Genomic DNA, 14,583 nt, shown 5'->3' with positions numbered 1-14,583 from the left:
AATCGGTCCGGGAGGGGATCCACGGCGGGTGTGTGCGAGAGGGCGGACGTCATGAGCGTGACGGGCACAACGGGCATGAGCGGAACGAGAGACACGGAGCGGTACCCCAGTCAGGGACCGTGGCGGGACACGGCACGGCGTTACGCCCTGCTGCCGCTGCGCATCTTCCTCGGCGTGACCTTCGTCTACGCCGGCTTCGACAAACTGATGTCCGACAGCTTCTTCACCGACGGCGCCCCGGGCTCGCTCGTCGGCACCCTGAACGCGGTGCGCGACAGCGCCGCGATCCCGGCCATGGTCGACCTGGCCCTGAAGAACCCGCACGGCTTCGGCTACGCGATCGCCTTCGGCGAGATCGCCGTCGGCGTCGGCACGCTGGTCGGCCTGCTCAGCAGGATCGCCGCCCTCGGAGGGGCGCTCATCTCGCTGAGCCTGTGGCTCACCGTCAGCTGGGCCACGCAGCCGTACTACTACGGCAACGACCTGGCCTACCTGATGGCCTGGCTGCCGCTGGTCCTCGCCGGCGCCCCGCTACTGTCCGTCGACGCGATGATCGCCGGACGCCGCGGCCGGGGACGGCGCGGCCTGGCCTGAGCGCCGGGCGCTCCGCCCTCGGAGCATCCGGGAGGTGACCGCGCCGAGCGCCGCGAGCCCCAGACCCGCACAGGTCAGGGGCACCGCGGCGTGCGGGGACAGCGACACCTCGCCGGCGGCGTCGAGCAGGAACACCGCGGCCAGTCCCAGCAGGACCAGGCCGGTCAGGAGCGCCGAGGGCGCGAACCGATGCCGTCTCACGGGAACTGCACCACCTTCACCTGTCCGACGCCCACTTCCACGTCGAGTTCCACCGTGCCCGCGGACTTCCGGCCGTCCACCGGGTCCAGGGTCACCTTCCGGTCCAGCCCGGGCTGGACGTCGATGTCCTTCTCCTTCTCGCCGGGCAACTGCACGTCGCCCACGCCCACCTGGACGTGCATCCGCAGCGTGACGTCCTCCGGGATCCTGACCACCAGCTGTCCCGCCCCGACCTCGGCCCGCGTCGTGACGGTGCGGCCGCCCGGCTGGAGCCCGGACAGGTCCAGCGTCGCCCGGCCCGTGCCCAGCTCGTACGAGTCCTGCACCGCCGAGAGCGTGGTGGGCGTCCAGGTGCGCTGCTTCCAGTCGGTGCCGACCGACCGCGGCAGCGTCGTGGAGCCCACCAGCAGCGCGGCGGTCAGCAGCACCGTGAAGACGGTGCCGCCGCCGAGCCGCCCCCACCAGGTGCTGATCACGAAGCCCAGGCCGAAGACGGCCAGCGCCGAACCGAGACCGATCTGCACGCCGGTGGCCAGCGGCTGGGACGACCAGGATGCGGCCAGGCCGGCCGCGGCCGCCGCCGTCGCCGCGAAGAACACGACCACGCCCAGCCAGGCGCCCTCGCGCCGCACCGCCCGGCGCCGGTCCCGCCACTCGCGGCGGTCGCGCTCCACGTCCGCGGGACCGTCGTCCGGCCCCCACAGGTAGCCGCCCGGCCCCGGCACGGCCGGCGCGTCCTCGACCGAGGTCTCCTTCCACCACGCCGCCGTGGCGGGCTGCGGCGGCGGCTGGGTCGGTGGTGGCGCGACCGGCTGGGCGGGCGCCTCGGTCGCCTGGCGCCGGTGCACCGACCAGTACACGGCACCGGCGAAGGCCGCCAGCAGTCCCAGGGAGAAGGCCAGGTTCCCGCCGCTGCCCAGCATCGACAGGAACAGCCCGCAGCCGACCAGCGCGACCAGCACCGCCGTCAGCGCGGTCCCCTCCACCCGGCCGGACAGCAGCCGGTGCGCCTCGCTCTCGGTCTCCCCCTCCAGCGGGACGAGCAGCCACGCCAGGCCGTAGGCCACCAGCCCGAGGCCGCCGGTGAGCGCCAGCACGCCGAGCACGATCCGGAAGACCACCGGGTCGATGTCGAAGTACCGTCCCGCGCCCTCGCAGACGCCGGCGACCACCTTCCGTTCGCGGCACCGCGCCAGCCGCCGGCCCGGCGGTGCCCCGGCCGCCTCCGTCTCCGTGTGCTGCTCCGTCATGGCTCCATGGTGGCGGTCCGGGACGTGTGCCGGTATCCGGAACGACCCTGACGCCGCATGGGGGCCAACCCTGATACCCACCGTGCGCGAAACGTGTGACGATCGGGACATGCCAGCCGCCGGACCACCGACCAGCCCACCCAACGGGGCGTCGTACTTCGCGCCGCCGGACCCGGCCGGATCCCCGGTCCGCAAGCTCTACCGCAGCTCCGAGGGCCGGATGATCGGCGGCGTCGCCCGGGGGCTGGCCGGGCACCTCGGACTGCCCGTGGCCTGGGTACGCGTCGTCTTCGTCGTCCTGGCCACCATCCAGGGCCTGGGGATCCTGCTGTACGCGGTCTTCTGGTTCGTGGTGCCGCTGGGCGTCGGCGGGGTGGTCGAGGCCAAGGAACCGCGCGACGCCCGCTCCTGGCTCGCCGGACGCAGGCCCGACCGGGGCCAGATCGTCGCGCTCATCGCGCTCGCCATCGGCCTCGGCATCCTGCTGGACAACCTCAACCTCGGCAGGGCCAACGCCTACGTCTGGCCGCTGCTGCTGATCGGGCTCGGCGTCGCCCTGGTGTGGCGGCAGGCCGACAACGCCCGCCGGGCCCGCTGGGCCGAGCTGAGCCGCCGCAGGAGGCTGCTGCCGTTCGCGCGCGGCGCCGCCGGGGTGATCCTCGTCGGCGTGGGGGTGACCGGCTTCCTCGTCGTGCAGGGCTCGGTCAGCCACCTGGGCACCATCCTCCAGGCCGCGCTCGCCGTCCTGGTGGGCGTGGCGCTGATCGCCGGACCGTACCTCGTGCGCATGACCCAGGACCTGTCGGCCGAGCGTCTGGCCCGCATCCGCGCGCAGGAGCGGGCCGAGGTCGCCGCACACGTCCACGACTCCGTGCTGCACACGCTGACCCTCATCCAGCGGCACGCCGAGGACCCGCGCGAGGTCGCCCGGCTGGCCCGCGCGCAGGAACGGGAGCTGCGGGCCTGGCTCTACCGGCCCGAGGGCAACGGCAAGGAGGACGAGCCGGCCACCCTCGCCGAGGCGGTGCGCCGTGCCGCGGCCGAGGTGGAGGACGCGCACGGCGTCCCCGTCGAAGTGGTGTGCGTGGGCGACTGCCCGCTCGACGAACGCCTGGTGGCGCAGATGCAGGCGGCCCGCGAGGCCATGGTCAACGCCGCCAAGTACGGTGGGGACGAGCCCGTGCAGGTGTACGCGGAGGTCGAGGAGAGCAGGGTCTTCGTGTCGGTCCGCGACCGCGGACCCGGCTTCGACCTCGACGACGTACCGTCGGACAGGATGGGCGTCCGGGAGTCCATCATCGGCCGGATGCGGCGCAACGGCGGCGAGGCGCGGCTGCGCTCGGCGCCGGGCGGGGGGACGGAAGTGGAGCTGGAGATGGACAGGGCCCAGGGACCAGGGAGATCGTCATGAGCACGGAACGACGCGTGAGGGTCGTCCTCGTCGACGACCACCGGATGTTCCGCACCGGGGTGCAGGCCGAGATCGGCGAGACCGAGCGGACCGGGGTCGACGTGGTCGGCGAGGCCGCCGACGTGGACCAGGCGGTGTCCGTCATCACCGCGACGCGGCCCGACGTCGTCCTGCTCGACGTCCACCTGCCCGGCGGCGGCGGGGTCGAGGTCCTCAAGCGCTGCGCGGGCCTCATGGTCGGCGCCGAACACCCCGTGCGCTTCCTGGCGTTGTCGGTCTCCGACGCTGCCGAGGACGTCATCGGGGTGATCCGCGGCGGCGCCCGCGGCTACGTCACCAAGACCATCACCGGCCCCGACCTGGTCAGTTCGGTCTTCCGGGTCGCCGACGGCGACGCCGTCTTCTCACCCCGGCTGGCCGGCTTCGTCCTGGACGCCTTCGCCTCCACCGACGCCCCGCCGGTCGACGAGGACCTGGACCGGCTGACCCAGCGTGAGCGCGAGGTGCTGCGGCTGATCGCGCGCGGCTACGCGTACAAGGAAGTCGCCAAGCAGCTCTACATCTCGGTGAAGACGGTCGAGTCGCACGTCTCGGCGGTGCTGCGCAAGCTGCAGCTCAGCAACCGGCACGAACTCACCCGCTGGGCGACCGCGCGCCGGCTGGTCTGAGGTCCCGCGGCGCGGGCGTCACGCCGGACGCGTGGCGCCCGCGAAGGGCATCTGGTCGACCGGGGCGAGTTTGACGACGTCACCGGTGCGGGGGGCGTGGATCATCATGCCGTTGCCCACGTAGAGGCCGACGTGGCTGATCCCCGAGTAGAAGAACACCAGGTCGCCGGGCTCCAGTTGGGAACGGGAGATCCGGGTGCCCGCGTTGATCTGGGTGTACGTCGTGCGCGGCAGGGAGACCCCGGCCGACCGCCAGGCGGCCTGCGTGAAGCCCGAGCAGTCGTACGCCGAGGGCCCGGTGGCGCCCCAGACGTAGGGCAGGCCGAGGGAGCCGTAGGCGAAGGAGACGGCACGGGCGGCGCGTGCGTTGGGGGCGGCCGCGGGCGCCAGCCCGGCGCGGGAGCCGGTGGCGCCGCGGCCGGCGCGGGCCGGGTCGGCGGAACCGTGGCCCCCGGAGGACAGCACCTCGGCGCGCTCGGCGGCGGTGAGACGGCCGAGCAGCTGCCGCGCGGAGGCCAGGCGCTGCTCCACGGTGTGCTTGTGGCGGGCGAGTTCGGCGCGGGTGCCGCGCAGCTCCGCCAGCTCGCCCTCGGTCTCGGTGCGCAGCTGCTCGATGCCCCGCCGCTGGGCCGACAGGGCGCGCAGCGCGGCGTTCTGGCGGCTGCTCATCCGGTCCAGCATCCCGGCGCGCTCCAGGTAGTCGCCGGGGGAGGAGGCGAGGGCCAGCTGGACGGCGGGGTCGATGCCGCCGCTGCGGTACTGGGCGGTGGCGAGGGAGCCGAGGTCGTCGCGGGTGACGTTGAGCCGCTCGGTCCTGCGGGCGAGTTCGTCCTGGAGGCGCTCGATCCGCCCGGTGGCCGTGTCCGCCTTCTCCTTCGCTCCGTTGTACCGTTCGGTGGCCTGCTCGGCCTCCTCGTACAGGCGGTCCACCCGGGCCCTGGCCTCGTCCGTGGTCAGCCGGGGTTCGGCGTGCCCGGCCTCCCCGAACACCGTCACGGAGGCCGCGCCCGCCAGGGCGAGACCGGCTGCGGTGCGCGCGGTCGTGCCTGCCAGGCCGCGTTCCTTGGGCCTTCTGTGCGACGCCACGCGCCGTCACTCCTTCCGGGCTGTCCGTACGCCCCCCTGCGGTCCGGCGGCGGGCGGACGGGGAGCCGTCCACCGCCGGACCTTCGGCGGGGGCGGCCGTGCCGGGGACGGGGTCCTCGCGGCAGTGGGGATCGGCCACCTGGGGCAGGACGCTAAACCTGGACGCCGTGAGCGGGCTCCGGACTGTGCGGGACTGGTCCGATTCGGCCGCGGACTGCCCGCGGATGACCGCTGTTCGACGGGTGACCTGGTCACTTGCGGTCCGGCCGTGACCGATATGACGGAAGAGGGCGACCTCGGTGCCGAGTGCTGGTACGAGCCTGGCTAGGGTCCTGAGCCATGGACGTACTCATCAACCTGATCGTCGGCCTGCACATCATCGGCATCGCCGCGCTGCTGGGCGGCTTCCTCACCCAGATGAAGGCCATGGGCCGCGGCGAGGCCCGGTTCGTGCCGGGCATGCTGCACGGCGCGCTGACCATGCTGGTCACGGGCGCGCTGCTGGTCGGCCTCAACCAGGCCGACGACCAGCCGGTCAACAACGTCAAGATCGGCGTGAAGCTCGCGATCCTGGTGGTGATCCTCGGCCTGGTCTACGTCAAGCGGGACGAGGAGAAGGTGCCGGCGGCGGCCTTCGGCACCGTGGGTGCGCTGACCACCGCCAACATCTTCATCGCGGTGCTGTGGACCTGAGCCCGGCCGAGGCGACGGGCCGGGCGGGGGCTCAGGCCATCCGGGCGTAGCCGTAGATCGGCATCTCCGTGATCGGGGCGATCTTCACCACGGTCCCGGTGTGGGGGGCGTGGATCATCTGGCCGCCGCCGATGTAGAGGCCGACGTGGGTGACGTCCGAGTAGAAGAAGACCAGGTCGCCGGGTTGCAGCTGGTCGGCGGTGACGCGGCTGCCGAAGTCGACCTGGTCGTAGGTGACGCGGGGGATCGAGACGCCCGCGGCGCCCCAGGCGGCCTGGGTCAGGCCCGAGCAGTCGTAGGAGTTGGGGCCGGTGGCGCCGTACACGTACGGCTTGCCCAGCTGGGCGCGCGCGAACTCGATCGCCTTGGCCGCCTTGGCGGCGTAGGTGCCGGACACCGGGGCCGTCGAGCCCGACCCCCCGGCCGCCTCCTGCGCGGCCTTCTCCTTGGCGGCGATCTCCGCGGCCTTCGCGGCGGCCTCCTCCTGCCGCTTCTTCTCCAGCGCCGCCAGCCGTGCCTTCTCCTGGGCGGTGAGGCTGTTCAGCAGCTTCTGCGCCGCGGCGAGCTTCTGCTTGACCGTGGTCTTCTCCGCGTTCAGCCGCCGCTGCGCGTCCGTCAGCTTCTGCAGGCTCTCGACCGCCTCGGCGCGCTTGGCCGTCGTCTCCGCCTGTTCGGAGCGGAAGGTCTCCAGCGCGTGCTCCTGGCGGTCGGACAGGCGGTCCATCAGGTGCGCCTGGTCCAGGAACTGCTGCGGGTCGGAGGTGAGCAGGAAGCTCGTCGTCCCGTCCAGGCCGCCGCCCCGGTACTGCGCCGCGGCGTACTCGCCGATGGTGCGGCGGGCGGAGTTGAGCGTCTCGGTCCTGCGGGCCACCTGGTCCAGCAGCGCGTCGGCGCGCGCCCGCTGCTGCTCGGTCTGCTCCTTGGCGCCGTTGTAGCGCTCGGTGGCGGCCTCGGCCTGGTGGTGGAGCTTGTCGACCTGGGCCTTGACCTCGGTGATGGAGGGCTTGTCGGGTGAGGCGGGCGCCGCGCTCGCGCTCTCGCCGAAGAGGGTGACGGTCGCCAGCGCGGCGGTCGTGAGCCCCACCGCGGCCCGGGGGCCGGGGACGGTCAGCGCGCGCGGGCGCGGCTTGCGGTGCGTCGCCAAGTCAGGCGGCTCCTTCCGTGGACCGCCTACCGGGTTAGCTGTCGGGTTCGGGCTTCGGAAGGCCGCCCTACGGGCCGTGCGGGCGCGCTGCGCTCGTGCGGACCGATTCACCCCAAGGTCGTGGGTCCCCGGCTCCGGCGGTCGCCGGACTCAGCGGAGGCGGCCCGTGACGGCACGGTCGCCGCCGCATGGAGCGGACCGCCTGATGCGGCACGGTAGTCAACTGCGGGGGTCCGTGGGAACCCTGGTGTTCGAATTGTCCGCAATCATTTCGTGACCTTCACCATGCGGGGTCGCCACGGGCCGCCACGGACGGCGACGGGCCGTGCCGCGGAGGGTGCGGGCTCGGGCTCGGCTGGGGCTCGGGCTGGGGCAAGCGGCGCACCGCTGTCCGTCCCACGGCCTAGACTCGGGAGGCGATGAGCAGCCTCTTTGACGACAGCTTCCTGGCCGGCCTCGAACCGAGGGAGGAGGAGCCCCCGCCGCCTCCCGAGGACGAGCCCGACACGGCTCCCGACGACCTCTTCGAGGGGCGCTTCGACGCGCCCGTCGACCGGGACGCGTACTACCGGGACGGCGCCCCCCGCCCGGTCGTCGACCCGTCCGCGCTGCTGGAGGGGCTCAACGAGCAGCAGCGTGCCGCCGTCGAGCACACCGGCTCCCCGCTGCTCATCGTCGCCGGCGCCGGCTCGGGCAAGACCCGGGTGCTCACCCACCGCATCGCGTACCTGCTGGGCGCCCGCAAGGTGCACCCCGGCCAGATCCTGGCGATCACCTTCACCAACAAGGCCGCCGGGGAGATGAAGGAGCGGGTCGAGCAGCTGGTCGGCCCGCGCGCCAACGTGATGTGGGTCTCCACCTTCCACAGCGCGTGCGTCCGCATCCTGCGCCGGGAGTCCAAGAGGCTCGGCTTCACCTCCAGCTTCTCGATCTACGACGCGGCCGACTCCAAGCGGCTGATGGCCCTGGTCTGCCGCGACCTGGACCTGGACCCCAAGCAGTTCCCGCCGAAGTCCTTCAGCGCCAAGGTCTCCAACCTCAAGAACGAGCTCATCGACGAGGAGACCTTCGCCGACCAGGCCGAGAACCCCTTCGAGAAGAAGCTCGCCGAGGCCTACGCGATGTACCAGTCGCGGCTGCGCGAGGCCAACGCGCTCGACTTCGACGACATCATCATGACCACGGTCAACCTGCTCCAGGCCTTCCCGGACGTCGCCGAGCACTACCGGCGCCGGTTCCGGCACGTCCTGGTCGACGAGTACCAGGACACCAACCACGCCCAGTACACCCTGGTGCGCGAGCTGGTCGGGACCGGTGACGCGGAGGAGGGCGGAGAGGGGCCCGCCGAGCTGTGCGTGGTCGGTGACGCCGACCAGAGCATCTACGCCTTCCGCGGCGCCACGATCCGCAACATCCTCCAGTTCGAGGAGGACTACCCGCAGGCCCGCACGATCCTGCTGGAGCAGAACTACCGCTCCACCCAGAACATCCTGACCGCCGCCAACGCCGTCATCGAGCGCAACGCCTCCCGCCGCCCCAAGAACCTGTGGACGGAGGCCGGCCAGGGCCCGGTCATCACCGGCTACGTCGCCGACCAGGAGCACGACGAGGCGCAGTTCATCGCCGACGAGATCGACCGGCTCACCGACTCCGGCGACGCCCGCCCCGGCGAGGTCGCGGTCTTCTACCGGACCAACGCGCAGTCCCGTGTCTTCGAAGAGGTCTTCATCCGCGTCGGCCTGCCCTACAAGGTCGTCGGCGGTGTCCGCTTCTACGAGCGCAAGGAGGTCCGGGACGTCCTGGCCTACCTGCGCGTGCTCGCCAACCCCGAGGACACCGTCCCGCTGCGCCGCATCCTCAACGTGCCCAAGCGCGGCATCGGGGAGCGCGCCGAGGCCATGGTCGACGCCCTGGCCTCGCGCGAGCGGATCTCCTTCGCCGCCGCGCTGCGCCGGGTCGACGAGGCCTTCGGCATGGCGTCGCGCTCGGTCAACGCCGTCAAGCGCTTCAACGAGCTCCTGGAGGAGCTGCGCACGGTCGTCGACTCCGGCGCCGGCCCCGCCACCGTCCTGGAGGCCGTGCTGGAGCGCACGGGCTACCTGGCCGAGCTGCAGGCCTCCACCGACCCGCAGGACGAGACCCGCATCGAGAACCTCCAGGAACTCGCGGCGGTGGCACTGGAGTTCGAGCAGGAGCGCACCGAGGAGGAGCCCGGCACGCTCGCGGAGTTCCTGGAGCGGGTCGCGCTGGTCGCCGACTCCGACCAGATCCCGGACGACGACGAGGGCGGCGGCGTCATAACGCTGATGACCCTGCACACCGCCAAGGGCCTGGAGTTCCCGGTGGTCTTCCTGACCGGCATGGAGGACGGGGTCTTCCCGCACATGCGCGCGCTCGGCCAGACCAAGGAGCTGGAGGAGGAGCGGCGGCTCGCCTACGTCGGCATCACGCGGGCGCGGCAGCGTCTGTACGTGACGCGGTCGACCATGCGCAGCGCCTGGGGCCAGCCCTCGTACAACCCGCCCTCGCGCTTCCTGGAGGAGATCCCGGAGCCGCTCATCGAGTGGAAGCGCACGGGCGCCTCCGCGGCACCCTCCGCCTCGGTGTCGGCGGCGGCCTCGATGCTGTCGCGTTCCCCGTCGAAAAGCGGGCCCTCCGGATTCGCGACGCGGCGCACCCAGGACCGCCCGGTCATCTCGCTGGCGGTCGGTGACCGGGTCACGCACGACACGTTCGGGCTGGGCACGGTCGTCGCGGTCGACGGCAGCGGGGAGAAAGCCAAGGCCACCATCGACTTCGGCGACGAGCGGCCGAAGGTGCTGCTGCTGCGGTACGCGCCGGTGGAGAAGCTCTAGCGGGCTTCAGGAGCGGTCCTCGCCCGGGCCTCGTCCGGGCCGGGCCCGGTTCCGGGACCGCTTCCGGCCCCGGTCCCGCTCCGGCGGGGCCCGCCCGGGCTCAGCGCGGGTCGATCCCGTGCTTCAGCAGCCACTGCAGCGGGTCGATGGCCGCGCCGCCCGCGGGACGCACCTCGAAGTGGAGGTGCGGCCCGGTGGAGTTGCCCGAATTGCCGGAGTAGGCGATGACCTCGCCGGCCTTGACCGAGCCCGAGCGGATCTTGGTGCTGCTCAGGTGGCAGTACCAGGTCTCGGTGCCGTCGGGGGCGGTCACTATCGCCATGTTGCCGTAGGCGCTGTTCCACTGGGTGCGCACGACGCCGTCGGTCGCGGCCATCACCGGCGTGCCGTAGTCCACCGGGAAGTCGATGCCGGTGTGGACCGACATCCAGTTCACGCCCGCCTGACCGAAGTAAGCGCTCAGGCCGTGCTGCTTGACCGGGAGCAGGAACTTGGGGCGCAGCTGCTCCTTGAGGGCCGCCTCCGCCGCCTTCTTCGCGCGCTCCAGCGCCTGGCGCTCCTTGAGGTCGATGCGCTCCTGGTTGCGGCTGGCCCGGTCGGTGAAGTCGTCGACGTCCCGGTTCACCCCGGCCAGCTGCTGGTCGAGCTTCGTGGTCGGGGCGTTGGCCGCCTCGGGCACGCCGTCGGCCTGGGTGCGGCTGCTGTCGGGGTCGTCGGTGTTGACGGTGACGGCGGCCGCGCAGGCGACGCCCATCACCGCCACGGAGGGGACGGCGACGGTGAGCAGGGCGGAGCGCCGGGCCGGGCGGCGCCGACGGCTCCCGACGCCGTTCCCGCTGCGCGGGCGCGGCAGGGCGGCCGGGGCGGCGCCGTCCTCGGTGTCGTGCTCCGGGTCCGCGTCGTCCTCGGCGGTGTCGTGGGCGTCGGGCTCGTAGGGCTCGTACTGCTCGGCCTCGTACGACTCCGGCTCGTACCGGTCGGCCTCGTAGTGCTCCTGGGCGTACGTCCCGGTCCCGTACCGGTCCGGCTGCTCGTGGGCGGCGGGCTCGGGAGCGTGGGCGTGAGCGGCCTCGGGCTCCTCGTAGGCGGTGTGGACGGCCGTGTGCTCGTACTGCGGGTAGTCGTAGGCCGCCGCCGGCTGCGCCTGCGTGGCGTCCGGGTACCAGGTGCCGGTGGCCGTGCCCACGTGGTCGCCGTAGGCGGCGGTGCCGGCGGCCTGCCCCGAGGGCCAGTAGCCGGTCGCGGTGGTGTCGTACGAGACGGTGGCGTAGGACCCCGTGTCGTAGGCGGGGTAGCCCTGGCAGGAGCCGAAGAGTGGATCGTCATCCGCGTGAGCGGCGCCCATGGGCGCGTAGGAGGCGTCGGAATGCCCCTCGTACCCATAGCCGCTGTACTCGGGGGCGTACCCCGCCGGATGACGGTCGTTCACCGCTTCTCTTTCGCCTCGGCAGCAGGAGAATTAGCGGCGACTGTATCCCCCAGCGGGCGACGCCCACAATCTTCGGCGGGATTCGGGTATCCCCGATGCCTTGTGTTCGATGGCCTTTCGATGCTTATGGGGGCAAGGCCGTCAGGCGGCGTCCACGGCGCCCGACGCCAGCTCCTCGCCCAGCAGCGCCTGCCGGATGCCGGCGGCGATGGCCGCGTGGACCGGCATGGTCAGATGCCCGACCCCCGCGACGTGGACGTTGCGGGCGATGAGGTCCGGGTGGTCGAGCCGGGCGGCCTCGACCGGGCTCATCAGCTCGTCCAGATCGCTCCAGAACGCCACGAAACGGGTACGGCAGCCGGTCGCCGGCTTGGCCAGTTCCTCGATGAGGTCGGAGTTGGGCCGCATCTGGCGGACGATCGGGTGCGGGTTCAGCAGCGGCGCGGCGCGGGTCCCGGCGTGCGGGGTGCCCAGGGTGACCACGGTGCGCACGCGTGTGTCGCCGCCCAGGCGCTGGGCGTAGTAGCGGGCGATGAGCCCACCGAGGCTGTGGCCCACGATGTCCACCTGGCGGTGCCCCGTCTGCTCGCAGATCTGTTCGACGTGGCGTCCGAGGAGGGCCGCCGCCGTACGGATGTCGCAGGTCAGCGGCGAGTAGTTGAGCGCCTGCACATGCGGCCAGCCGTGCCGTCGCAGCGACCGGCGGAGCATCGCGAACACCGAACGGTTGTCCACGAAGCCGTGCAGCAGGAGCACCGGGGGGTGGCTGCGGCCCGCGGTGGGGAGGCGTGGCGGCGCCTCGGAGTCGCCGGCCGCCGACTGCGGCCCGCGCTCCTGGAAGATTCCGGTCGGGTAGAGGAAAACGTGACCGGTCAGGATGGCGATCTCGATCGCCGCGGCTCGTACGTAGGCCGCCTGGCGCACCAAGCGGTCTCCGACACCGAAAGACAGGACGCCCATGGCCTACCTCCCGTGGGCACACGGAGACGGCCCTGTCCCCCGTGCGCCGAGAACGCGACGGCCCGTGTCGCCTGCTGAACGAAGGACGGCCACGGGCCGAACGCGTTTCTAACGTGAACGTGTCCCATGTGTGATTTCCCCCTCGGGGCCCTTCGTGAAACTGTCCGCACGGGGGATGCTGGCGATAACGTTCGTTCACACATGTGCCCGCTGAGCGCAGCAATCGTGTATGGAGGCAGCGATGGGAGTGTCCGGACCGATCCGTGTGGTGGTCGCCAAGCCGGGCCTGGATGGCCACGACCGCGGGGCCAAGGTCATCGCGCGAGCGCTGCGGGACGCCGGCATGGAGGTCATCTACACCGGTCTCCACCAGACGCCCGAGCAGATCGTGGACACCGCGATCCAGGAGGACGCCGACGCCGTCGGGCTGTCCATCCTCTCCGGAGCCCACATGACGCTGTTCGCCAAGGTGATCGAGCTGCTCCGGGAGCGTGACGCGGAGGACATCAAGGTGTTCGGCGGCGGGATCATCCCCGAGGACGACATCGCCCCGCTGCAGGAACTGGGCGTGGCCGCGATCTTCACCCCGGGCACGTCGACCGGCGACGTCGTCACCTGGGTGAACGACAACATCCGCCATCCGGCCGAAGCCTGATCGTCACGGGCGGCGGTGCGGGCCTTTCGCTCGGACCGCCGCCCGCTCCCGGTAGCCCGCTCCCGGTCGCCGGCTCAGGCGAGCTCCGCCAGCATCGCGGCCCGCAGGCGCAAGGTGCCGACCAGTCGCTGGAAGGCCTCCGCCCAGTACGCCCCGGCGCCCGGTGAGGTGTCTGCGGACTCGGCCGGCACCGCGGCCAGCGGGGCCGCCCGGTCGGCCTCCGCTGGGTCCATGCACCGTTCGGCCAGGCCCATCACCCCGCTGAAGCTCCACGGGTAGCTGCCCGCGTCCCGCGCGATGTCCAGCGCGTCCACCACCGCCGCCCCCAGCGGCTCGGCCCAGGGCACGGCGCAGACCGCGAGCATCTGGAACGCCTCCGACAGGCCGTGCGCCGCGATGAAGCGGGCCACCCACTCCGCCCGTTCCGGGGCCGGGAGGATCGACAGCAGCTTCGCCGGGTCCCCGACGGGACTGACCGCCGTCGCGGGCGCCGGGGTGGGGCCCAGCAGGGCGCGTGCCCAGGCCGCGTCCCCCTGGCGCACCGCGGCCCGGCACCACGCCGCGTGCAGATCCGCCTGCCAGTCGTCCGCGACCGGCAGCGCGATGATCTCCTCCGGCGTCCGGCCGCCGAACCGCTCCCGCCACGTGACGAGCGGCGCCGCGTCCACCACCTGGCCGAACCACCACGCCCGCTCCCCGCGCCCGGCGGGCGGTATCGCCACCACGCCGTCGCGCTCCATGGCCGCGTCGCACTCGTACGGCGCCTCCACCCCGATCCGGCCGCCTCCCGGATCCCACGCGACGCAGGTCCTGGCCCGTGCGGCCATCCGGGCGGCGAGGGCGGAGCCCGGGAGGGCCGACAGCAGTTCCGCGGCGGTGGCCCGCACGTTGCGGCTGCGGTCGGTGAGGGCCTGCTCCAGGAACGGCTCGTCCTGCGGCGACAGGCCCTCACGGAGCGAGTCCAGGAACATCAGCCGGTCCTCGGCGCGCTCCGCGGCCCATCCCGAGCGCAGCAGCTCCAGCGCCTGCCGCGGATCGCGGGCCCGCAGCCGGGACAGCAAGGCCACCCGTTCGGCGAACAGCCCCTCCTCCCACAGCGTCCGCACGGCGTCCGGGTCACCGGTGTCCGGCACGACGCCCGGCGCCCCGGCGCGCAGCGCGAACCGCCAGTCGGCGTTCAGCTCCGCCAGCCACAGCCCGCGCGGTCCCGCCAGCGCCAGGGCGTCCGGCCGCAGGTCGGTGCGTGCGCGGGCGGCGTCCAGCAGCGCGGGAAGCAGCTCCGGCGGGGCCGCCCAGCCGCGGGCGTTGGCCACGGCGAGCCACTGGGGCAGCAGCTCGGCGAGGTTGGGGGCGGCGCCACGCCGGCTGCCCCCGCCGCCCCCGGCCGAGCGGTCCGCCAGCAGCAGGGACAGGCGCCGTCGCGCCGCCTCGGGCAGCGGCGGCCTCGGGTCGTGGGGCGTCGTGGCCGGCCGCGCCCCCGCCGTTGCCGGCCGTGCTCCGGCGCGGCGCCGTACGACGGCGAGCGCGGCGGAGTCCAGCAGCTCCTCGGGTGTGCCGCCCCTGCGGTCGGTGCCGAGGAGCGCGGTGCCGACCAGGTCGGCCCAGGTCGTCGTCATCGGTCCTCCTTCGTCGTCGTC

Annotated in this window: 13 protein-coding genes and 1 riboswitch; of the genes, 6 read left to right on the top strand and 7 right to left on the bottom strand. The window is 73.1% G+C overall.

Annotated features, from left to right (window positions below; genetic code table 11):
• Positions 1-75 precede the first annotated feature (75 nt).
• A complete protein-coding gene (locus tag ACFYYN_RS06255; protein WP_500328064.1) occupies positions 76-594 on the top strand; it encodes a DoxX family protein in 519 nt (172 codons plus the stop codon).
• Here the strand turns inward: ACFYYN_RS06255 and ACFYYN_RS06250 are convergent.
• Together ACFYYN_RS06250 and ACFYYN_RS06245 are read right to left on the bottom strand one after the other, a co-directional pair.
• On the bottom strand, positions 532-795 hold the full coding sequence (locus ACFYYN_RS06250; RefSeq protein WP_499513499.1) for a hypothetical protein: 264 nt from the start codon (positions 793-795) through the stop codon (positions 532-534). The genes ACFYYN_RS06255 and ACFYYN_RS06250 overlap by 63 nt on opposite strands.
• Positions 792-2,045 carry a PspC domain-containing protein gene (locus ACFYYN_RS06245; protein ID WP_500544834.1) on the bottom strand — a complete coding sequence of 418 codons (1,254 nt, stop codon included), beginning with the start codon at positions 2,043-2,045 and terminating at the stop codon, positions 792-794. The genes ACFYYN_RS06250 and ACFYYN_RS06245 overlap by 4 nt, the downstream gene beginning before the upstream one ends.
• A 109-nt stretch (positions 2,046-2,154) precedes the next feature.
• On the opposite strand from ACFYYN_RS06245, the gene ACFYYN_RS06240 reads away from it, so the two are divergent.
• Both ACFYYN_RS06240 and ACFYYN_RS06235 read left to right on the top strand, forming a co-directional pair.
• On the top strand, positions 2,155-3,456 hold the full coding sequence (locus ACFYYN_RS06240) for a PspC domain-containing protein (RefSeq protein WP_499513501.1): 1,302 nt from the start codon (positions 2,155-2,157) through the stop codon (positions 3,454-3,456).
• Complete coding sequence (locus ACFYYN_RS06235) at positions 3,453-4,124, top strand: LuxR C-terminal-related transcriptional regulator (RefSeq protein ID WP_499513502.1); 672 nt, start codon at positions 3,453-3,455, stop codon at positions 4,122-4,124. Before ACFYYN_RS06240 ends, ACFYYN_RS06235 begins: the two co-directional genes overlap by 4 nt.
• A gap of 18 nt (positions 4,125-4,142) precedes the next feature.
• Here ACFYYN_RS06235 and ACFYYN_RS06230 read toward each other — a convergent pair whose 3' ends face one another.
• Positions 4,143-5,210: a C40 family peptidase gene (locus ACFYYN_RS06230; RefSeq protein ID WP_500544833.1), complete on the bottom strand. Its 1,068-nt coding sequence runs from the start codon at positions 5,208-5,210 to the stop codon at positions 4,143-4,145.
• A 339-nt stretch (positions 5,211-5,549) separates the two neighbouring features.
• On the opposite strand from ACFYYN_RS06230, the gene ACFYYN_RS06225 reads away from it, so the two are divergent.
• The gene (locus ACFYYN_RS06225; RefSeq protein WP_500328059.1) at positions 5,550-5,903 is read left to right on the top strand and encodes a hypothetical protein; all 354 of its coding nucleotides are present in this window, start codon (positions 5,550-5,552) and stop codon (positions 5,901-5,903) included.
• 31 nt (positions 5,904-5,934) lie between these two features.
• Here ACFYYN_RS06225 and ACFYYN_RS06220 read toward each other — a convergent pair whose 3' ends face one another.
• Positions 5,935-7,047 (bottom strand): C40 family peptidase, encoded by a 1,113-nt coding sequence (locus tag ACFYYN_RS06220; RefSeq protein ID WP_500544832.1) that lies wholly within the window; start codon positions 7,045-7,047, stop codon positions 5,935-5,937.
• 8 nt (positions 7,048-7,055) lie between these two features.
• Positions 7,056-7,213: riboswitch (cyclic di-AMP (ydaO/yuaA leader) on the bottom strand.
• A gap of 253 nt (positions 7,214-7,466) precedes the next feature.
• Between ACFYYN_RS06220 and pcrA the strand changes: the two genes are divergently transcribed.
• Entirely contained in the window at positions 7,467-9,902 is a 2,436-nt protein-coding gene (pcrA, locus tag ACFYYN_RS06215) for a DNA helicase PcrA (protein ID WP_500544831.1), read from the top strand.
• A gap of 100 nt (positions 9,903-10,002) precedes the next feature.
• Here the strand turns inward: pcrA and ACFYYN_RS06210 are convergent, their stop codons facing one another.
• Positions 10,003-11,331 carry a M23 family metallopeptidase gene (locus ACFYYN_RS06210; RefSeq protein WP_500544830.1) on the bottom strand — a complete coding sequence of 443 codons (1,329 nt, stop codon included), beginning with the start codon at positions 11,329-11,331 and terminating at the stop codon, positions 10,003-10,005.
• A 141-nt stretch (positions 11,332-11,472) separates the two neighbouring features.
• A complete protein-coding gene (locus ACFYYN_RS06205; protein ID WP_500328054.1) occupies positions 11,473-12,291 on the bottom strand; it encodes an esterase/lipase family protein in 819 nt (272 codons plus the stop codon).
• Between the two features lie 241 nt (positions 12,292-12,532).
• On the opposite strand from ACFYYN_RS06205, the gene icmB reads away from it, so the two are divergent.
• Complete coding sequence (gene icmB / locus ACFYYN_RS06200; protein ID WP_500367054.1) at positions 12,533-12,946, top strand: coenzyme B12-dependent isobutyryl CoA mutase small subunit; 414 nt, start codon at positions 12,533-12,535, stop codon at positions 12,944-12,946.
• 74 nt (positions 12,947-13,020) lie between these two features.
• On the opposite strand, the gene ACFYYN_RS06195 is transcribed toward icmB, so the two are convergent.
• Positions 13,021-14,562 (bottom strand): DUF5691 domain-containing protein, encoded by a 1,542-nt coding sequence (locus ACFYYN_RS06195; protein WP_500544829.1) that lies wholly within the window; start codon positions 14,560-14,562, stop codon positions 13,021-13,023.
• Between the last annotated feature and the right edge of the window lie 21 nt (positions 14,563-14,583).

The organism is Streptomyces sp. NPDC001902, from assembly GCF_042891295.1.
In the GTDB taxonomy this organism is placed as follows: domain Bacteria; phylum Actinomycetota; class Actinomycetes; order Streptomycetales; family Streptomycetaceae; genus Actinacidiphila.
Note: the sequence above shows the minus strand (reverse complement) of the source record. Positions and strands in the feature narration are given on the sequence as shown.